This is a genomic window from Flexivirga sp. YIM B11880, assembly GCF_058148645.1.
This window is the reverse complement of record NZ_JBMAMH010000006.1, coordinates 105,145-124,043: the sequence shown is the minus strand read 5'-3', so window position 1 is coordinate 124,043 and position 18,899 is coordinate 105,145. Positions and strand designations below refer to the sequence as shown.

Below are 18,899 nucleotides of genomic sequence, written 5' to 3'. Positions count from 1 at the left end.
CACCCTAATCCGACGCCGCGGCACCGGTCTCGCCGCCGGGTGTCGCGTCGCCGGACGGATCCGCCTTGGTCAGTAGGTCGCTCAGGTCACCGGTCGCATCGTTGATCCGCAGCACGAACGGGCGCCGCGGCGTGTAACGCACGGCACTGATCGAGGCCGGGCCGACGACGATGCGCTGGAACTGGTCGAGATGCGTCCCGAGGGCGTCGGCGAGGACGGCCTTGAGCACATCGCCGTGCGAGACGGCGACCCAGATGGCGGCCGGGCCGTGCGCGCGCTCGACGTCCGCGTCGATCTCACGGACGGCGGCGACGGCGCGTGCCGACATCTCCGCGAGCGACTCGTGCGCGAAGTCCGACGACGGCGGGAAGACGGCCGCGGACGGGTTGTCCTGGACGGTTCGCCAGAGTTCGTCCTTGGCCAGCTCGGTGATCTTGCGGCCGGTCCAGGCGCCGTACCGACACTCGCCGAGCCGTTCGTCGGTCTCGACCGGTATGTCGAGCGCGCCGCCGATCACCGCAGCTGCCGTCTGCTGGCATCGTTGCAGCGGACTGCTCACGATGCGTGCGATCGGCAGTTGTTCCAACCGTTTCCGCGCCTCCTCGACCTGCCGTTCGCCGGTGTCGTCGAGACCGACGCCCGGTGTCCAGCCGGCCAGGACGCCCGCAGTGTTGGAGGGGGTGCGGCCGTGCCGCAGCAACAGGACGGTGGCCATGCGCTACCGGAGCCCTTCGGCGTCGATGATCTCGGCGAGCGTGTGCAGCGCCGCGACGCGTTCGGGCAGGTTGTCCCCCGCCGGTGACACGTTGAGCGTGGTGACGCCGGCGTCGGCATACGCGTGCAGTCGTTCGGCGATGTGCTCCCGGGGCCCCACCAAGGCGGTCCGGTCGATGAACTCGCGCGGGACGGCCGCCGCGGCATCCCGGTGCTTGCGGCCGAGGTAGAGGTCCTGAACCTGCTCGGCGGCTTCCTCGAAGCCCATCCGGCGGGCGAGGGCGTTGTAGAAGTTCTTCTTCCGTGACCCCATGCCGCCGATGTAGAGCGCCGCGTGATCGCGCAACCGGTCGGCTCCGGTGTCGAGGTCGTCGGCGATGCTGAGGCCGGCGGTCGCCGCGATGTCGAAGCCGTCGAGGGAGCCGTCCGGGTGGCCCGCGAGCTTCCGGCCGTGGCGCAGCTGGTCCAGTTGCTCGGGCAGGTGCTCGGGGCTGACGAAGATGCCGAGCCAGCCGTCGGCGATCTCCCCGGTGAGCTCCATGTTCTTGGGACCGATCGCCGCGAGGTAGATCGGCACCTGGGCTCGCTCGGGCAGCAGGAGCAGCCGGAGCGGCTTCCCCGGGCCGTCGGGCAGTGGCAATTCGAAGTGTTTGCCGTGGTATTCGACGTTCTTGCGGCCGAAGGCGAGCCGGATGACGTCGACATACTCCCGCGTGCGACCGAGCGGGTCGTCGAAGCGCACCCCGTGCCACCCCTCGCTGACCTGTGGGCCCGACACGCCGAGACCGAGGCGGAACCGGCCACCGGTGATCTTGTCGAGTGTGGCCGCGGTCATCGCGGTCATGGCCGGTGTCCGGGCGGGAATCTGGAAGACGCCGCTGCCCCACTCCAGGTTCGTCGTGAACGCGCTCAGGTATGCCGCCAGCGACGGCACGTCCGACCCATATGCCTCGGCGAGCCAGGCGACTCGGTAGCCGGCCTGGTCCGCCGCCTTGACGAGCTCCTTCATCGCGGCCAGGTCGTCCGTGCCCGCCGTGCCCCAGTAACCGAGGTTGATGCCCAGATCCATGGCTCCGACGCTACCCTTCGAGACGCGGCTCGTACCTCACCGCTCCTCAGGGCACCGCCCTTCGAGACGCGGCTCGTACCTCACCGCTCGGCTTCGTCCGGGCCGGAGGTCCGGCGACCACTACGGTTGTCCCCGTGCAATCGGTGAATGTGGGCAGGTCGGGGCTGCGGGTGAGCGATCTCTCGCTGGGCACCATGAATTGGGGGGACACGGTCGACGAGGTCTTCGCGGAGGAGATCCTGCGCGACTTTCGCGACGCGGGCGGGACGACGATTGACACGGCATACGGCTATGGCGACGGGGCGGCGGAGGAGATCCTCGGCCAGTTGCTCGCCGCCGGCGGCCGGGACGAGCTGGTCGTGGTGGGCAAGGCCGGCATCTCCCGGACCAGCGGGTCGCGGGTCGTCGACACCTCCCGCGGCACCCTGCTGCGCCAGCTGGACGATTCGCTGCGCCGGTTGCGGACCGATCACCTCGACCTGTGGCTGGTGCACACCTGGGCCGACGACGTGCCCCTCGCCGAGACCATGTCGGCGCTGGAGCATGCGGTCACCTCCGGCCGAGCGCGTTACGTCGGCGTCTCCAACTACACCGGCTGGCAGCTCGTCGCGGCCAGTGCCGTCCTGCGTGAGGCGCGAATACCGTTGACTGCCAATGAGATCGAATACAGCCTGGTGGAGCGCTCGGCTGATGGCGAGCTGGTGCCCGCCGCCGATCACGTGGGGGCCGGGCTGCTCGCGTGGGCACCACTCGGCGGCGGCGTGCTCACCGGGAAGTACCGGCGCGGCGTGCCCGCCGACTCGCGTGCCGCCAGCGGCCGGCACACGGGTTGGGCTACCCGCCGGCTCGGCGGTCGGGCCGACCCGATCGTGGACGCCGTCGCGACGGCGGCCGACGGGCTCGGGGTGAGCCCGGCGCAGGTCGCGCTCAGCTGGGCGCGGTCGCGGCCGGGCATCAGCTCGCTGATCATCGGCGTGCGCAACCGCAGCCAGCTGCGGACCCTGCTCGCGGGTGCTGGGTCGGCGCTGCCGCCGGAGATCGCGCAGGCGCTGGACGACGTGTCGCGCCCGCGCTAGCCGCGCGGATCAGCGCTCGGACTCTTCGAAGTCGAGTTCGTCGGTGTCGTCGGCGGACAGGCCGATGTACCGCTCGTCCTCGAGGTCGTCGTCTTCTTCGAGGTCGTCGTCTTCTTCGAGGTCGTCGCCCTCCTCGTCCTCGTCGTCGCCGGTGTAGACCTCCAGCGGGGTCACCTCGCCGTAGGCGTCCATGAGTGCGTCGTCGTAGTCCTCGAAGGCGTCCGCCAGGTCGCGGTATGCCGCCACCACCGCGGGGTCGTTCTCGCCGCGGCGCGATGCGGCGGCCTCCAGGTGGCGTTCGAATGCACTCACCAGGAGGGACAATGCGGCGCGCGGGTCAGCGGTCATGGATTGACCGTACCGGGTCGGGGCCGGTTCGTAGTAGAGCAACGCCCTTGCCAGAGCGTCGGATCCGGGAACGTTCGGGTGATAATGGGCGGCAATGACCGAGTACGAGTTCCGTGTGCTGAACTTCCCCCGCCACACCAGCCGCTCCGACGTGCGCCAGGTGCTCGCCGACCAGGCGGAATACGGCCACTGGGAGTTGGCTCGCACGCGCCTCTATCTGGGTGGCGCGCGTCGGGTCTGGTTGCGGCGCCGCATCATTCGGGTGCGCCGCACGGCCTGACCGCGTCCCAAGGACCGACGGTCGGTCTGCCGGGAGGCGTTTCCTCAGCAGTCGGCCAGGAACTTCCCGAGCACGCGCGCACCGAACTTCAGCGACTCGACCGGCACCCGCTCGTCGATGCCGTGGAACATCGGCGCGAAGTCCAGGTCGGCCGGTAGGCGCAGCGGCGCGAAACCGTAGCCGTTGATACCGAGCGTCTTGAGCGCCTTGTTGTCGGTGCCGCCGGAAAGACAGTAGGGCAGGATCGCCGCGTCGGGATCCTGGGACAGCAGCGCCTGCTTCATCTTCTCGACCAGTGGCGCGTCGAAGGGCGCCTCGAGTGCGATGTCGCGGTGCAGCACCTCGACCTCGACGAACTCACCGGCGAGTTCCCGGATGGTCGCCATGAGATCGTCTTCGTGGCCCGGGAGGTAACGGCAGTCGAGCGACGCGGACGCCGTCTGCGGGATGACGTTGTGCTTGTAGCCGGCGTCGAGCATCGTGAAGTTGGACGTGTCGCGCAGCGTGCCCTCGACGAACCCACGCGCACCTCCGAGTGTGGCGAGGATCGGGCCGAGGTCGTCGTCGGTGTATGACGAGCCGGTCAGCTCGGCCAGGCCGTCGAGCAGCTGCCGGACGGAGGCGATGTATTCGCGCGGCCACTCGTGTGCGTCGATGCGCGCGATGGCCTGGGCCAGCCGTACGACGGCGTTGTCGTCGTTCGGCACCGACCCGTGTCCCGCGCGGCCGTGGGCGTGCAGCCGTAGCCAGGCGATGCCCTTCTCGGCGGTCTGCAGCAGGTAGGCACGCTGCTGACCGGCCGTGCCGTCGAAGGTGACCGAGTAACCGCCGACCTCGCTGATCGCCTCGGTGACGCCCTCGAACAGCTCCGGATGGTTGTCGACCAGCCAGTGGCTGCCCTTGACGCCGCCGGCTTCCTCGTCCGCGAGGAAGCCGACAACCAGGTCGCGTGCCGGTTTGCGGCCGGTGCGGGCAAGCTCGCGGACACAGGACAGGATCATCGCGTCCATGTCCTTCATGTCGACGGCACCGCGCCCCCAGACACAGCCGTCCTTGATCTCGCCGGAGAACGGGTCCACTTGCCAGTCCTCGGCATTGGCAGGGACGACGTCGAGGTGACCGTGCACCGCCAGCGCTCCCCTCTCGGAGTCCTCCCCGGCGATCCGGACCAGCACCGACGCTCGTCCCGGCTCGCTCTCGAGGAGCACCGGGTCCAGCCCGACCTCGATCAGCTCCTGCATGACGTATTCGGCGGCCTTGCGCTCCCCCGGTCCGCTGCCATCACCGTAGTTGCTGGTGTCGAAGCCGATCAGGTCTTGCGTGATGCGGACGACTTCGTCTTCCGCAGCCAGTGTCTCTTCGTTGCCTTCGTCCGTCATACGACCAGCCTGCCATGGTTGCGGACGGTCAGGACCATCCGGCCAGCGTGCGAACCGTGTCGATGGTGTCGGCCTCCTCGGCGGTCTTGTCGTCGCGGTAGCGGATCACCCGCGCGAAGCGCAGCGCCAGCCCGCCGGGATAGCGGCTGGAGCGTTGCAGCCCGTCGAAGGCGATCTCGACGACCTGCTCCGGTCGCAGATGGACGACCCAGCCGTCGTCGTCCGTGGCGAGCTCGGTGAAGCGCTCGGTCTGCCAGCGCAGCATGTCGTCCGTCATACCTTTGAAGGTTTTGCCGAGCATCACCAATCCGCCCGTCTCCGGGTCACGTGCGCCGAGATGGATGTTGGACAAGAAGCCCGCGCGGCGGCCACTCCCGCGTTCGACGGCCAGCACGACCAGATCGAGCGTATGGCGAGGCTTGACCTTGACCCAGCCGGCACCGCGGCGGCCGGCGGCGTATGGCGCGGCAAGATCCTTGACGACGACACCCTCGTCACCGTGGGCAACCCGGTCGGCGAAGAACCGTCGGGCGTCCTCGGTGGAGGAGACGGGCGCGCGTTCGATCAGCCATTGCTCGGGCACTACCTGCGCCAGGAGCCGCTGCCGCTCCCGCAACGGGCTGTCGATGACGTCCTGGCCGTCGAGGTGTAGCAGGTCGAAGAACTTCGGCGTCACCGGTGTCTTCACGCGCAACCGCTCCGGATCGGCGCTGCTCGCGGTGCGCGCGCCGGTCACCTGGAACGGCAGCGGTCGGCCGTCGGCGTCGAACGCGATCGCCTCGCCGTCGAGGACCAGTTGCTCCGCGGACAGGCCGGCGACGATCTCGACGACCTCGGGCAAGCGGTCGGTGATCTCTTCCAGGCTCCGGGTGAACAGGCGGATGTCGCCGCCGTCCTTGTGTGCCTGCACCCGGATGCCGTCGAGTTTGGTCTCCACCTGCTGGGCGAGTTGGTCGTCGACCGCGTCGGCGATGTCCGGTGCGCTCCCGGCGAGCATCGGCCGGACCGGTCGCCCGACCTGCAGACCGATGGCGGCCACGGCGTCGGCGCCGCCGTTCATCGCAGCCGCCGCAACGGGTGCCGTGAAGCCGGCGAGCATGACGGCTCGGCGGACGGCGGTCTCCGGCACGCCGCTCGCCTCGGCGATCGCCGTGAGCATGACGCCGTCGCCGGCGCCCTGGCGCAGCTCCCCCTGGATCAGCCCGCCCACGAAGCGTTGCTCGTCCGTCGTGAGCCGACGGAACAGGTCAACGAGCAGTTTCTTACGTCGCCCGACCGCGCCGGAGCCGCTCACTGCCGCGATCTCGGTGAGCGCGCCGTCGAGCTCGAGCACCGTGACCGCGGGGGCATCACTCGGTGCCGGTGCCTCACGGAGGCCGCGCCAGCCGACGCCGATCCGCCGCTGCGGCAACACGCCGGCCAGGTATGACGCCACGACCGGCACCTCGTCGGCCGTCGCCTCGCGCAGCAACCGGGCAACGGCGTCGCGTTTGGCCAGGCGTGAGCGGGTGGCGCGCACCGCAGCGGAGGTGGAGATGACCTCGTCCAACAGCATGACTGCAGTGTGCCCGGCCCCTCCGACATACCGCTCGGCGCTGGGGCCGACGGCGGAACGCGCGGCGACGCGCTAGCGTCAGTGCGGAGAACCGAGAGCCACCGCACTCCGCCACGAAGGGAAAGACATGCCGGTCAATCTGAGCAAGGGCGCGAACATCTCGCTGGAGAAGGCGGCGCCGGGTATGACGACCGCGATCGTCGGCCTGGGCTGGAACCCGCGCACCACCGACGGCGCACAGTTCGACCTGGATGCATCCGTCCTGCTGCTGGGCGAGAACGGCAAGGTCCGCACGCAGTCCGACTTCGTCTTCTACAACAACCTCACCGGCGACAACGGCTCGGTGCAGCACCTGGGCGACAACCGCACCGGCGAAGGTGAAGGCGACGACGAGCAGATCAAGGTCTCCCTCAGCCAGGTGTCGCCCGACGTGCAGCGCATCGCGTTCGTCGCCTCGATCGACCAGGCGGACGCGCGTGGACAGAACTTCGGGCAGGTGTCGGACGCGTTCATCCGCGTCTTCGACGCCGACGATCCGACCAACTCCGAAAAGGGTGCACGATTCGACCTCGGGGAAGACGCGGCGACCGAGTCGGCGCTGGTCTTCGGCGAGCTCTACCGCAACAACGGCGAGTGGAAGTTCCGCGCGGTCGGACAGGGCTACTCCACCGGCCTGGCGGGCGTGATCCGCGACTTCGGGCTCGACGTCTGACGTCGTCGCCTCCGCGTATGGCGGCCCGCGGCTCGGGTGCATGGTGCCCCCGGCCGCGGACCGTGGCACGATTGAAGGGATCCGGCCACCGCGTGCTAATGTTTCCGCTCGTTGGCCGGGCCACTGAGGCCGGTTGACACACCTATTTGTCCGGGTGGCGGAATGGCAGACGCGCTAGCTTGAGGTGCTAGTCCCCTAACGGGGGTGGGGGTTCAAGTCCCCCTCCGGACACACGCTCGAATGGCCTTGCGAGTCCGAATGCCTCGGATTCACAGGGCTGTTCGCGTTTCACGGCCTGTGCTTCTCTGGATCTCTTCCTTTCTCTGTGCCACTTCACACGGCTGCCGAAGCTGCTCTGCGCTCAATTGCCCTGCATCGCGAGGAGACTCCCGTAGGCGACCGAAGTCCGCCGCCCCCCGACGGAGATCGTCCTCCGCACCGTGATTCGTCCGCACCCCCGGTCCGGTATCGGGTGACGTCGTCTCGGCGAGGTGCCGGTTCGTACACCGTCACGAAGGACGTTGCTCTAGCGGCCAGTATTCACGGCGGCCTCAGAAGCCCAGCTCCGGCCGAAGGCGCTGCGTGTCGTACACGCACTCCAGCCGTGTGACGTCAGCTGTTTCGAGCGCTGAGCAACGCACATCTCCATCAGGGAGGATCACCCGGCCCCGGTCATGCCGGCCCACCCGGACGCGGCGTCATGGCGAGCCGATGTACGTCACTTACGACCTGCAGCCACCGCGAGAATAAGAGCGCGTCCTATCCAGGGGAACGTGGCAGCGCGCGCCGGGCACGCCGGGTCTCGGCAAGCGCTAGTCGCGCGGTCACTGCGGCGCCGGTACCGAACAAGGCGGTCGTCGCCACGGCACTCAGCGGCTTAGGCATGACCTGGTCCAGGAGCCGGGTCACCGCCGCAGCGGAGGTGCCTGCCGCCAGCCCGCCGAATAACCCGGCTGCGGCAAACAACACGGCAGCGTTGCGTGTCCTGCTCGCTGAATCGCCTACTTCGGCGCGTAGCTGCGTGACCTCCTCGTGCAGAAGGTCTTTGAGATCGCTACGCAGACCGGCGAACGGTTCGCCGTTCGGGTCATCATCGTCGGTCATGGATTCGCTCCTGATCTGCCGGGCAAACGCGTCACCCCCACCTTCCCGGCGCGCGTTCGGAGTAAACCTTCCGGCTCCGACACGATGCAGCCCGGCAGCATGGTTGATCGCTTCTGCGTCCGCGTCAGCATCGGCGCCGTGCCCACGGAGAGTATTGCGCCTGAATGCGTGAGGCACGCTTGAGCCCTCTAGCCGACTGGTTGCAGGGGACGGACCTTGGGGGTGCCTGCGGCCCGCTCGGTCGCCAGGTCGTGGGCCGCCTGCATCGCCAGCCATGCGCGTGCGGTACCAACGCCGGCCTCTTCAAGGCGGACCGCGAGGTTGGAGCTGATCCGGGCATGACCGTGCAAGACGCGGCTCAACGTCACCCGTGAGATGCCCAGCCGGGAGGCGGCCTCACCGACACTGAGGCCGATCTCGGCGAGCACGTCCTCGCGCAGGATCTCACCGGGATGGACCGGGTTCTTAAGCATGGGTCTCTCCTTCCTGCTCAGTGCTAGTCCTGACAATCGACCCGCTCGACATCCGAGTCGATGAACCGGAACGTGATCCGCCAGTCCCCGTTCACCCAGATCGAGTAGTGCCCGGCCAGGTCTCCTTTGAGCCGGTGGATCCGAAACGATGGGATCGCCAGGTCCTCCGGGGCCTTGCGCCACATCCAACGCCGAAAGAACGCGCAGCAATTTGGGGACGTGGTCGGCTTGAACGCCCTTCTTCGTTCCGTCGCGATACAGCCGCTCCGGACCCTTGTGCCGGAAGCTGACGATCACCCAACTACTGCAACGCGTAAGGTGACGCGATACAGACCGGCGGAGTCCACGGTCGGGCGCCGGCACCACCACCACGGCCGCACCGCGAGCGACCGACGCCTTGACCACAGCCGAGGTGCGGGAGCCGGCCGCATCAGGTGCTCCCCGATAGTCCCGGATTGAACAGCACCTTTATCTGCCTCCGTCGCGGTGACGATCTCGTTCTCGCGTCAGACCGAGTTCTGCCGCTGGTACAAGACGCCGCCCAGAAACCAACGCGTCGACGTTTGCGCGCAGCCGCCCGCCGCGGCTCGCCTTTACCGGCCCGGCAGTCGATCAACCACAACGACGTAGGGCTCGAGGACAGCTACCCCGCGAGCGTGAAGCTCCCGGAAATCCGCGGAACGCCGGTCTTCGAGGTGGTCGGGATCTCCAGCCCTCTGTTGGCGAACCTCCCAGGTGGCGGATGCCCTCGGCGTGCGGCCCTCGTCGCTGTACAACCATCTCTCGAGCAAGGACGAGATCGTCCAGAGGATGAGGTCGTGGCTCTTCCGCGAGGGCGGCGGCTTCCAGCCAGTGCCGAGCGGTCCGTGGGATCACAGGGTGCGGGTCCTTCTGCCGCGCTACCGCGAGACGTTCGCCCGGCATCCGCGGCTGATCCCGCTCGTGACGGCATACACCGTGTCGTCGCCGGAGGTGATGTCGGTGTATGACGAACTCGTCGACGCGGGCGTGAGCGAGCCGCACTTGCTCGGCGTCATCACCCTGTGCGACAGCGTCGTCTGGGGTGCGGCGCTGGACCTGGCCGCCCCGACGAGGTCTGGGCCGTCGACGAAGCGCGCAGCGCCGCGCTGATCGCTGCGATCCAGCAGGCGGGGCTCTGGACATGAGCGCGCCGACCCGTTCGAGCTCGCGGTGGACGTCATCATCGCGGGGATCGGGGCAAAGGTCGAGGACGGCCGGCTCGGCTCCTGAGGGCGCTCGCTCGGACGAGATCGTGCAAGCGGGCACCGTTCTCCGCGCGGATCAGGACGAGGACCTCCTCATCTGCACCGCCAACTCGTCGGTTGACGGTCAGCATCGAGACCGAGGATCCCGTCACCTCGGAATGCTCACCCCGCGATCTGGACCTGGGAATCCCTGCCTTCGATGTGCTGGCCTGGTCTACCGGTATTCCGCGGACCAGCGATGTCGTACGTGTCATGGTTGTCCCACCGCGTCAGGAGCAGGGAGTCGTGTGAACTGGTTGGTGATCGCGCTAAGCCTCGGCTCTGCGCTGCTGTCATCCGTTTCCACGACGTTGAAGAAGGCCGCTGCGTCCGAGGTGCCGTCGGTGCGCGGGGAGGGCTTGCGGTCGGTCGGCCGGTTCGCGCGCCGGACTGCGTCGCACCCATTGTGGTTGGTCGCCCTGCTGGCGGACCTCGGTGGCGTGTCACTGCAGGTGATCGCGCTGCACTTCGGGGCGCTCGCGGTCGTCCAGCCGCTGCTGGTCAGCGGGCTACTGTTCGCGTTGCTGCTGCGCCACGTCGGCAACTGGCGGCTGACCCGGCAGGAGGCTGGCTGGGCCCTGCTGCTCGCCGGCTGCCTCGCTGCCTTTCTCGTCCTGTCCGGCGCGGTGAGCGGCGGGCCTGTCGAATCCGCCGACCGCGGTGCCGCCGTCATCGCAGCCATCGGCGCCGTGATCGCGGTGGCCGCCTGCTTGTATGTCGGGCAGCGGGACGTCCCACCCGGCGGCCGGGCCGCGCTTATTGGCGCATGCGTCGGCGCGATCTACGCGGCCACGGCTGCGCTGATCAAGTCAGCAACCGGTGTGCTGGCCACCCACGGCCTGGTCGCGCTGTTCAGCAGCTGGCAGCTCTACACGCTGCTGGTGGTCGCGGCGGCGGGGCTGTTCCTCGCGCAGGTCGCTTTCCAGGCGGGACCGCTGACGGCCAGCCTCCCGGCAGTTGCGACCGTCGACCCGCTGCTCAGTGTCCTGATCGGCGTCGTCATCTACGACGAGCGCCTCCGCCGCGGTCCCGGCTCTGGGGTGGTGTTGCTCGCCCTGATGGTCCTGCTGATCGCCTCCGTCATCGGGCTGGGCCGGGTGGAAGCCACCAAGGAGCGCCCGCCGCCGGCCGGCGCGAGTTGACGGTGTCGCTTCTGAATGTGACGGAGCGTGTCTGACCGGCCGTCCTGGTCGATACGTGATCAGAGGAGTTGATGGCCCGCACCGGCCGAAGGAGTTCGCGTTCGGCTGAGTGATGAGGATCGTGCGAAGGTGGCCTCGTCTGGGCGGCATCTGCAGGTCGACTACACGAGGTGAAGAAGATCGTGCCGGCGATGAACAACCCTGAGCAACGCCTGCTGGGGAGCGATCGAGTGCCACAGGTATCACGCCGCACTGAGGAGCGAGCCGGTCAGCCCTTGGTCTGGACTGACCGGCTCTGGGCAAGTGGCCGTCCTAGGCCAGCACCTCACCTGTCCCCGCCCGTACCCCAGCGAGCGAGGACCGACACTCGTGATCGCCGCCTGGACATCAGTTCGACACACGACGAGAGACGGTCCTGACCCGAGTCCGCGGCCCGAAAGGGTACATTCTCACCATCTGGCTGGACCGGCCCGATGTTCGGAACACCTCTAGACCCGGGGTGCTGCAACCTTTGGTCCGCGTGCGGACCCGTGATCTCGAAAGCAGCGCCGTCGTCATGGTTTTTCCATCACCCCGCTCCGCATCGACCAACTCCACCTCACGTGAAGCAGGCAGCTTCGCGCGTGACCGGGCGTTCGAAGAGATCAGCCGAGAGCTTCTCCACGCCGCTGGGGAAGAACCGACCCTGCGACGCACCACCGAGCTAGCGGTCACGACCATCCCCGGCTGTGACGCGTGCGGTGTCTCGATCCGGCGTCCCGACGGCAGCGTCGACACGCCGACCTGCACCTCGAGCCTGATCGAAAAGGCCGACGCATTGCAATACGAACTCGGCGAGGGACCCTGCCTGGACGCCATCTGGAAAATGGACATGTGCCTCATCGAGGACCTTGCCACCGAGACCCGATGGCCTCGGTGGGCGCCGGCGGCCGCGGGCCTCGGATTCGCATCCATCCTCAGCCTGCGGCTGGAGGTCCCCGAACACACCTTCGGCGGACTGAACCTGTACTCGCACACACCGCACGCGTTCGATCAGACCGACGTGATGATCGCCAGCGTTTTCGCACGACACGCTTCCAACGCGCTGTCAATCAGCCGTCGCCACGACGGGCTGCAGGACGCACTACGCACCCGGCAGGCGATCGGCGTGGCGCAAGGCATGCTGATGCAACGCTATGGACTCACCCTGGACCAGTCCTTCGAGGTGCTGCGCCGCTACTCCAACGACCACAACCTCAAACTCCGTCTCGTCGCCGAACAACTCGTCGCCGCCGGCCGCATCACCAGCGGGCTGAAGGAAACCGTCAGCACCTCCGCCGACCCGACAGAACACGAATGCGCCACCATCTCAGGCGACCCGCGCGACGACAGGTCGTCCGCTAACGGGCACCGCGCGGCCCCACAGCGTCCCGACCCGAAGACCCCAGCAGCACCAGAGAGCGACGCGACCGACCGCGCCGCTCGGACGTGAACCGAACCGGCCGCCAAGTAAACGAGCCGCCCTATCCTCCCGGTATGTCGCCACACCGTCCTCGTCGGATTCTGCTGATCGGTGGCCTCGAAGCCACTCGCTTGACGTGTCAGCTGCTCAGCGAATCCGGTGGCGAGGTGGACCATTTGCTCAACCCGACCGAGCGTGACGTCACCGATGCGCTCACCCACCGCGTCGACACGGTGGTCATCATCGTCCACTCCGACATCCAGGCTCTGCGCTATGCGCTCCTGGCCGCGCACTGCCAACCCAAGGTGGCGATCATCACCACCGTGTTCGATGCGACCGTCGCAGCGCAGTTGGTGTCCGTGGTGCCCAATTGCGTTGCCAAGTCACCGGCTGACATCGCCGCACCATCGATCGTCGGGGCACTGCTGGACAACGATGCAGTCGCACTGCGCGTCGGCGACGCGGGCCCCGCGCTGGTGTGCCACGAATCGTCCTCGCAACGACTGACCGAAACACCGTGGCACACTCGCCATGGCAAACTAGCTGTGGCGGAGCGATACGTCCCACGCTGGTATGGCGGGTCACCCGGTCTCATGCTCGCCGGACTGATAGGACTTGCCGTCATCCTGCTCACCGACGGCTTCTTGTCGATGGTGGCCTTGCACGAATCGTTCCCGGACGCGTTGTACGTGTCCACCAGGGTCGTCACCGCGGTAGGCCCCGCAGACGCCGAAGCTCACCAGGCTCCCGGGTGGTATCTGCTGCTGGCGGCCCTCTTCATGCTCGCCGGGCTGGTCTTCACCGGCACCTTCATCGCCGGCCTCGTCGATTGGCTGATGTCCACCCGTTCGGTGCGCCTGTTCGGTCGTCTGGCCATCCCACGCCGTGATCACATCGTGGTCGCCGGACTGGGACAGGTCGGGCTACGCACCTGTTTGGCACTGAAGCAGTTGAGGATTCCCGTCGTCGCGATCGAGCGCGATCCGGCCGCCGAAAACCTCCGCCTCGCGCGGGGTGCCGGCATACCGGTCCTGATCGGCCACGCCGAAGACCGCGCCACCCTGCACCGGGTCCGACTAGCTCGAGCCCGCGCCGTGGCGGCCCTCGGCTCCGACGAAGTCGACAACGTCACCGTCGCCATCTCGGCCTTGGCCACCGCCCCTGACGTGCGTGTCGTCCTGCGCGCCGGCGAGGACCCCGTGGTGGCCGAGACCCGGTCGCTGTTTCGGATCGGGCGAGTGATCAACGTCTCCGCCCAGACCGCAATGTCCGCCATGCTGCACACTCAGCACCAGCAACCCGTCCTCACCTTCGGGCACGACGGCGTCAGCTACGCAGCGATCCGAACGCAGGACGGCACCACTCTCACATCACGCCAACCGACCAGATGCTCATGCGGCGACCGCTGAGAACCATCACAAACGGACGCGTCCGGGGGATGAGCCCGAGGTCGCGCTATCGGCGCGGAGCCTCGCTCAGACGCAGCAGCAGAGCCGCGGCGATGTAGCGCATCCGGCCCAGGGCGGTCCGGGGGTCGTAGCCGAGAGTCCGGGTCAGGCTCTGATGACGCGCTTGCAGCGTGGAATGGTGCATCGCCAGTTTGCTCGCGGCCGAGCGGATGCTGTCGGACTCGACGAGCGCCTGCAGCACCTCCGCCGAGCGTTGGTCCAGCCGGCCGAGTGCCACGACGTCCGCGTGCGGGGCGCGTGGGTCGTAGGACTTCGCGAGCAGCAGCATGGCGCCGAGGTCCGACGCGTCCAGCGCGGTCACCGTGTCGTCGGTGAGGTGCAGGGCGATCACGGCACTGTCCCAGGACTCGGGAGCCCGGTCCGCCGTCGTTTCGAGCCCGATGCCCAACGGCCGTGCCGTCACGCCATCACCCGAGACGTCGAGCGTCGCACGCAGCAGACCCGCTCGCGTGGGCACCACGGCCGACGGAGCGCCTCCTTCATACGAAGCGGCCGGAGTGGCGAGCACGCGCAGCCCCCGGGTGGGCCGTATGCCGAGCCGCGCGAGCGCCGCCACGCGCTCCTCGAGGGGCCGGTTCGCATCGACGACGATCTCGACGGCGTTCTCCGGACTCCGGCGCGCCTCGAGGGCCTGCACGCCGACCGCGAGACGTTCCACGATGATGGCGTCGTGAGGCCCGGGGTCGGTGGATCGTTCGAGCCACACGCGCCAGGTGGCACCGCCTTCTTCGATGCAGTGCGACGCCGCGGGATCCGGGCCGGGTGTCCGGCCGTCGGGATCCCGCCGGCTGACGCGGCCGCGCACCTCGGCGCCCGCAACGGTCCCGGACAGCAGCGCCGCGCCGCGCAGGAGTCCGTCGATGCCGGCTCCGCGCGAGATCAGCACGTCGAAGTATGACACCACCTGCAGGATCTCGCCCGCCTCGGGGTCCAGTGAGTTCAGTCGTCCGACCAGCTGCTGCATTGCGCCGCTCCTTCGCGCAGTCCCAGCAGTCTACCGGTCGCCGCGGTCAGGCACCGAGAACCCTTGCGACCCAAGCATTTCGGGTCTCGGTCATCGCCTGGGCGAGCGCCGTGTGCGGCGCGGTCAGGTCGAACCCGTGGAAGCCGCCCGGCCACACATGGAGTTCGGCCTGCACGCCACAGCGCCACAGCATGGCGGCATACGCGACGTCCTCGTCGCGGAACACCTCCGCCGAGCCGCAGTCGATGTATGCCGGAGGCAGTCCCGACAAGTCGGTGGCGCGAGCGGGCGCGGCATACACCGAGACGTCCGCACCGCCGCGCCGATCACCGAGGAGTGCCGTCCAGCCCATCACGTTGCTCCCCCGGTCCCACACGCCGACGCCGTCGAACTGTGCCGCGGAGACGGTCTGGTCCCGGTCGTCCAGCATCGGGTAGATGAGCACCTGGCCGATCAGCGGCGGCCCTTGCCGGTCCCGTGCCAGCAGCGCGACACCGGCCGCGATCCCGCCACCGGCGCTCTGCCCGGCGATGATCAGGCGATCCCGGTCGATGCCGAACTCGGCGGCGTTCGCAGCGGTCCACAGCAAACCGGCGTAGCAGTCCTCGACGGGGCAAGGGTCCGGAAACTCCGGCGCCAGGCGATATTCGACGCTCACCAGCACCGCGTCGTGCGCCACGACCCAGGGCAGGACCTGGGTCAGCGCGGAGAAGCGATTGCCGGAGACCATTCCCCCGCCGTGCGTGTGGTAGATCCCCGGTCCCCGTCCCTCGTGATCACGCCGCGCGATCACCGACACGGTGATCTCGTCGCCGCCATACCCGGGGATCGTGACGTCACGCCGGGTCAGACCGGCGGCATCGAGGTCTGCGTCGGTCACGTCCGCCGGTGACTCCAGCCGCATCGACGGGATCATGTCGGCGGTCATCGTCGGTGGCAGCTGGTCGGCCAGAAGCGTCAGGACCGCATCGAGTTCGGGGTCGAAGGGCGGTCGTGGGGTCGTGTCGGTCATGGGAGTCTCCTTGGGTGCTTGCAAGTTCGTGGGTATGGCGGTCTCGTCAAGGTGGTCTCGATACGCCCTCCGCTGGCGCTCCGGGCTACTCGACCAGCGCAGGTGCGCTCAGCCGACCGGGAGCAGGATCTTCGAGCCCGATCCGGTGCGCAGCGAGGCGATGGCGTCGACCACGTCGTCGAGGGGCACTTCGGTGACCCAGCCCGTCGTGTCGTAGAAGCCGTTCGCCATACCGGCGATCACGGCATCGAACTCCTCGGGCCGGTAGCCCACCGCCCCGACGATCTCCGTCTCGGTCATCATCAGGCGGGTCAGCGGCACCTGCGCCGGCTGTTCGTGCAGCGCCACCACCACCAGCCGGCCGCCGGGGACCAGGTTGGCCAGCGCGGAGGAGACGGCTGCCGCGGCACCGGCCGCGTCGATCGCCACGTCGACGCCGTCACCGCCGGTGAGTTCGGCGACCTCGGCGGCGAGGTCGCCGTCGACCGGGTCGACCACGCGCGCACCCAGCGCGGCGAGGACGGCACGTCGCTCCGGGCTCGGCTCGGACACCAGCACCCGTTCGACACCGCGGCTCCGGAGCGCGAACCAGGCACCGATGCCGATCGGTCCGGCGCCGGCGACGAGCGCGGATCCGCCCGGCCGGACGCCGCTCTGCGCGACCGCGTGCCAGGCGACAGCCATCGGTTCGACGAGCGCTCCCAAGCGCAGGTCGACGTTCTCCGGCAGCACGTGCAGCAGCGACGCCTTGCAGGTCGTGAACTCCGCCATGCCGCCGCCCGGGCAGCTTGCGCCGAGTGATCCCATCAGTGGGCAGGAGAACGGTTTCCCGCTACGACATGCCACGCACTTCCCGCACGAGACCTCCATCGGAAAGACCGCTGCCCGATCCCCGACATGTATGTCGGAGACGCCCTCCCCGACCTCGACGACCGTTCCGGAGAACTCGTGACCGAGGATCTGCGGCAGGGCGGCGCCGCTGAGCGGATGCGGCTGCGTGACGTCGAACGGCAGCGCCTCCGGATAGAAGTAGAAGTGCAAGTCCGATCCGCAGATGCCGGCGAACGCGTTGCTCAGCTTCACCTCGCCGGGACCCGGGACCGGCTCGGGCACCTCCTCCACGCGCAGGTCTTCCTTGCCGTAGAACCGTGCTGCTTTCATGTCCTGTCCTTCGTTGAGACCACCACGCTGCTCGCGTCCCCGCCAGTGTCGGCGGGCGGCAGTCACTCGCGGAACCGCCGAGCGTGGCAGATTCCGGTCGTCTGCCCCGCCGTACGCGCACCGGCGCCCCACTACGGACGTTGACAGACACCTTCGCTGTGTCGGATCCTTGACGTGCCTCAAGCAGCGGGGTTCGTTCTGCGCCGCTGCAGCCGCGGTGCCCTTGGCCCGTGGAGGCGCCATGACCACCGAAACGTCGCAGTCCGCTTTCCGATCCTCGCCGGCGCCGATCACCGAACTGACCCGGATCGATGATGCCCTCGCCCTCAACACCGCGGTTCAGAGCACACCGAGCCGACCTCTGTCGGTGCATTTCCCGCCGACCGGGGTCTCACTCAAAGAGCTGACGGACGGTCTTCGGAACGCCCTCCTCGCCCGGGAAACCATCGGGGTCGCACAAGGAATGCTCATGCAGCGCTGCGGACTCACCAAGAACCAGTCCTACGAAGTGCTGCAGCGCTATGGCCAGGAGCACGGCGTCGCGGTCCGGGTGCTCGCGGAGCGATTCGTCCGCTCCGGCCGCATCACCATCAACGTCGACGACCTGGTCGCCGCCGTGACACGACCACCGAGCGGGCGCAGCGGTACATTCTGAGCGATGCACTCGATCCCCGCGACCACGGAAGCGCTGCTTCCGGCCGAAGACCTGCCCATCGGGCGGGAATTCGACTGCGGCAGTTACGAAGTGACCGAGGCGGAGATCATCGAGTTCGCGACCGCGTGGGACCCGCAGTACTTCCACCTCGACCCGGCCCGAGCGGCGACGAGTGACTTCGGCGGGCTGATCGCCAGCGGCCTGCACACGCTGTCCATCTACCAGCGACTCGCCGTCACGGCTGTCTACCAGCGTTACGACATCATCGCCGGCCGGGCGTTGCAGCCGGTGGAGTTCCTGCGTCCAGTGCGCGCCGGCGATGTGCTCAGCTGCTCGGTCACTGTGCAGTCGGTGCAACCGGATCGTCCCGGCCGCTGCGCAGCGGTCATCGAGGGTGTCCTGCGCAACCAGCACAGCAAGCCGGTGCTGCGGGTCCAGGTCGACTGTCTGATCCGGTCGCGTGCTGGTGCGGACGGCGACGAACCTCGCCCGAGAGGGGTCTAGCGAGTCCGGGCCAGCAACCGCCACGCCGCCGGCAGCAACGCGCCCGCGAGAGCCAGCTTGAGCAGGTCACCGACGACGAAGGGCTCGACCCCGAGGCGGACGGCCCGGAGCGGGTCGATGCCGAGGTCGATCGCGAGCCAGCCGGCGCCGATCGCATAGATCACCGCACTGCCGGCGAACATCGCGAGGACTGAGCTGAAAAGCGCTTTGTCCCAACCACGTTCGGCAGCCGCGCCGACAATCATGGCGGCGAACAGCATGCCCACGAGATAGCCGCCCGTGGCCGACAGGACGGTCGTGATGCCATGCGCGCCGTCGGCGAAGACCGGCACGCCGAGCACCCCGACGCCGATGTATGCCGCAATGGTGGCGGCCGACCGGACGGCGCCATACGCTCCCCCGACCAGCAGTGCCGCGAAGGTCTGCCCGGTGATCGGGACCGGCGTGAAGGGCAGCGGGATCGCGAGCTGCGCGGAGAGCGCGACGAACAGCACACCCGCGGACACGAGGGCGGCCTCGCGCCATACGGCTGGTACACGGACGACGGTGGGCGCCAAAGTATTGGTGGACATGGGT

Annotated in this window: 21 protein-coding genes and 1 tRNA gene; 10 read left to right on the top strand and 12 right to left on the bottom strand. The window is 68.6% G+C overall.

Annotated elements, in window-relative coordinates; all coding sequences use genetic code 11:
• Nucleotides 1-4: 4 nt before the first annotated feature.
• Nucleotides 5-715, bottom strand: coding sequence for an MSMEG_4193 family putative phosphomutase (locus ACN8HC_RS11215; RefSeq protein WP_490074920.1), 711 nt, complete (start codon nt 713-715; stop codon nt 5-7).
• 3 nt (nt 716-718) lie between these two features.
• The gene (locus ACN8HC_RS11210; protein WP_490074919.1) at nt 719-1,783 is read right to left on the bottom strand and encodes an LLM class F420-dependent oxidoreductase; all 1,065 of its coding nucleotides are present in this window, start codon (nt 1,781-1,783) and stop codon (nt 719-721) included.
• Between the two features lie 134 nt (nt 1,784-1,917).
• On the opposite strand from ACN8HC_RS11210, the gene ACN8HC_RS11205 reads away from it, so the two are divergent.
• Nucleotides 1,918-2,859, top strand: a complete 942-nt coding sequence (locus ACN8HC_RS11205) for an aldo/keto reductase (protein ID WP_490074918.1) — start codon at nt 1,918-1,920, stop codon at nt 2,857-2,859.
• A gap of 9 nt (nt 2,860-2,868) precedes the next feature.
• Here the strand turns inward: ACN8HC_RS11205 and ACN8HC_RS11200 are convergent, their stop codons facing one another.
• Entirely contained in the window at nt 2,869-3,207 is a 339-nt protein-coding gene (locus tag ACN8HC_RS11200) for a hypothetical protein (protein ID WP_490074917.1), read from the bottom strand.
• A 94-nt stretch (nt 3,208-3,301) separates the two neighbouring features.
• Here ACN8HC_RS11200 and ACN8HC_RS11195 point away from each other — a divergent pair, with 94 nt between their 5' ends.
• A complete protein-coding gene (locus ACN8HC_RS11195) occupies nt 3,302-3,487 on the top strand; it encodes a DUF5703 family protein (protein WP_490074916.1) in 186 nt (61 codons plus the stop codon).
• A 44-nt stretch (nt 3,488-3,531) separates the two neighbouring features.
• On the opposite strand, the gene ACN8HC_RS11190 is transcribed toward ACN8HC_RS11195, so the two are convergent.
• Together ACN8HC_RS11190 and ACN8HC_RS11185 are read right to left on the bottom strand one after the other, a co-directional pair.
• Complete coding sequence (locus ACN8HC_RS11190; RefSeq protein WP_490074915.1) at nt 3,532-4,866, bottom strand: M20/M25/M40 family metallo-hydrolase; 1,335 nt, start codon at nt 4,864-4,866, stop codon at nt 3,532-3,534.
• Nucleotides 4,867-4,894: 28 nt separating this feature from the next.
• Entirely contained in the window at nt 4,895-6,421 is a 1,527-nt protein-coding gene (locus tag ACN8HC_RS11185) for an ATP-dependent DNA ligase (protein WP_490074914.1), read from the bottom strand.
• Between the two features lie 127 nt (nt 6,422-6,548).
• On the opposite strand from ACN8HC_RS11185, the gene ACN8HC_RS11180 reads away from it, so the two are divergent.
• Together ACN8HC_RS11180 and ACN8HC_RS11175 are read left to right on the top strand one after the other, a co-directional pair.
• On the top strand, nt 6,549-7,133 hold the full coding sequence (locus tag ACN8HC_RS11180) for a TerD family protein (protein ID WP_490074913.1): 585 nt from the start codon (nt 6,549-6,551) through the stop codon (nt 7,131-7,133).
• A gap of 148 nt (nt 7,134-7,281) precedes the next feature.
• A tRNA-Leu gene (locus ACN8HC_RS11175) sits at nt 7,282-7,364 on the top strand.
• Between the two features lie 528 nt (nt 7,365-7,892).
• On the opposite strand, the gene ACN8HC_RS11170 is transcribed toward ACN8HC_RS11175, so the two are convergent.
• The 3 genes from ACN8HC_RS11170 to ACN8HC_RS11160 all read right to left on the bottom strand — a co-directional run bounded on the left by ACN8HC_RS11170 (nt 7,893) and on the right by ACN8HC_RS11160 (nt 8,895).
• A complete protein-coding gene (locus ACN8HC_RS11170; protein ID WP_490074912.1) occupies nt 7,893-8,237 on the bottom strand; it encodes a phage holin family protein in 345 nt (114 codons plus the stop codon).
• A gap of 188 nt (nt 8,238-8,425) precedes the next feature.
• The gene (locus tag ACN8HC_RS11165; RefSeq protein ID WP_490074911.1) at nt 8,426-8,710 is read right to left on the bottom strand and encodes a HigA family addiction module antitoxin; all 285 of its coding nucleotides are present in this window, start codon (nt 8,708-8,710) and stop codon (nt 8,426-8,428) included.
• A gap of 23 nt (nt 8,711-8,733) precedes the next feature.
• Nucleotides 8,734-8,895 carry a type II toxin-antitoxin system RelE/ParE family toxin gene (locus ACN8HC_RS11160; protein ID WP_490074910.1) on the bottom strand — a complete coding sequence of 54 codons (162 nt, stop codon included), beginning with the start codon at nt 8,893-8,895 and terminating at the stop codon, nt 8,734-8,736.
• Between the two features lie 625 nt (nt 8,896-9,520).
• Here ACN8HC_RS11160 and ACN8HC_RS11155 point away from each other — a divergent pair.
• The 4 genes from ACN8HC_RS11155 (at nt 9,521) to ACN8HC_RS11140 (ending at nt 13,967) form a co-directional block, all read left to right on the top strand.
• Nucleotides 9,521-9,841, top strand: coding sequence for a TetR/AcrR family transcriptional regulator C-terminal domain-containing protein (locus ACN8HC_RS11155; protein ID WP_490074909.1), 321 nt, complete (start codon nt 9,521-9,523; stop codon nt 9,839-9,841).
• A 382-nt stretch (nt 9,842-10,223) separates the two neighbouring features.
• The gene (locus tag ACN8HC_RS11150) at nt 10,224-11,117 is read left to right on the top strand and encodes a DMT family transporter (RefSeq protein ID WP_490074908.1); all 894 of its coding nucleotides are present in this window, start codon (nt 10,224-10,226) and stop codon (nt 11,115-11,117) included.
• Between the two features lie 556 nt (nt 11,118-11,673).
• Nucleotides 11,674-12,588 carry a GAF and ANTAR domain-containing protein gene (locus ACN8HC_RS11145; protein WP_490074907.1) on the top strand — a complete coding sequence of 305 codons (915 nt, stop codon included), beginning with the start codon at nt 11,674-11,676 and terminating at the stop codon, nt 12,586-12,588.
• A 44-nt stretch (nt 12,589-12,632) separates the two neighbouring features.
• The gene (locus ACN8HC_RS11140) at nt 12,633-13,967 is read left to right on the top strand and encodes an NAD-binding protein (RefSeq protein WP_490074906.1); all 1,335 of its coding nucleotides are present in this window, start codon (nt 12,633-12,635) and stop codon (nt 13,965-13,967) included.
• A 46-nt stretch (nt 13,968-14,013) separates the two neighbouring features.
• On the opposite strand, the gene ACN8HC_RS11135 is transcribed toward ACN8HC_RS11140, so the two are convergent.
• From ACN8HC_RS11135 to ACN8HC_RS11125, 3 genes are all read right to left on the bottom strand, one after another.
• Entirely contained in the window at nt 14,014-14,991 is a 978-nt protein-coding gene (locus ACN8HC_RS11135; RefSeq protein ID WP_490074905.1) for a hypothetical protein, read from the bottom strand.
• Between the two features lie 46 nt (nt 14,992-15,037).
• A complete protein-coding gene (locus ACN8HC_RS11130; RefSeq protein WP_490074904.1) occupies nt 15,038-16,003 on the bottom strand; it encodes an alpha/beta hydrolase in 966 nt (321 codons plus the stop codon).
• A 108-nt stretch (nt 16,004-16,111) separates the two neighbouring features.
• Entirely contained in the window at nt 16,112-17,164 is a 1,053-nt protein-coding gene (locus ACN8HC_RS11125; protein ID WP_490074903.1) for a zinc-binding dehydrogenase, read from the bottom strand.
• A 241-nt stretch (nt 17,165-17,405) separates the two neighbouring features.
• Between ACN8HC_RS11125 and ACN8HC_RS11120 the strand changes: the two genes are divergently transcribed.
• Entirely contained in the window at nt 17,406-17,819 is a 414-nt protein-coding gene (locus ACN8HC_RS11120; protein WP_490074902.1) for an ANTAR domain-containing protein, read from the top strand.
• A 3-nt stretch (nt 17,820-17,822) separates the two neighbouring features.
• The gene (locus ACN8HC_RS11115) at nt 17,823-18,323 is read left to right on the top strand and encodes a MaoC/PaaZ C-terminal domain-containing protein (protein WP_490074901.1); all 501 of its coding nucleotides are present in this window, start codon (nt 17,823-17,825) and stop codon (nt 18,321-18,323) included.
• Here the strand turns inward: ACN8HC_RS11115 and ACN8HC_RS11110 are convergent.
• Nucleotides 18,320-18,895 carry a biotin transporter BioY gene (locus ACN8HC_RS11110; RefSeq protein ID WP_490074900.1) on the bottom strand — a complete coding sequence of 192 codons (576 nt, stop codon included), beginning with the start codon at nt 18,893-18,895 and terminating at the stop codon, nt 18,320-18,322. The genes ACN8HC_RS11115 and ACN8HC_RS11110 overlap by 4 nt on opposite strands.
• Between the last annotated feature and the right edge of the window lie 4 nt (nt 18,896-18,899).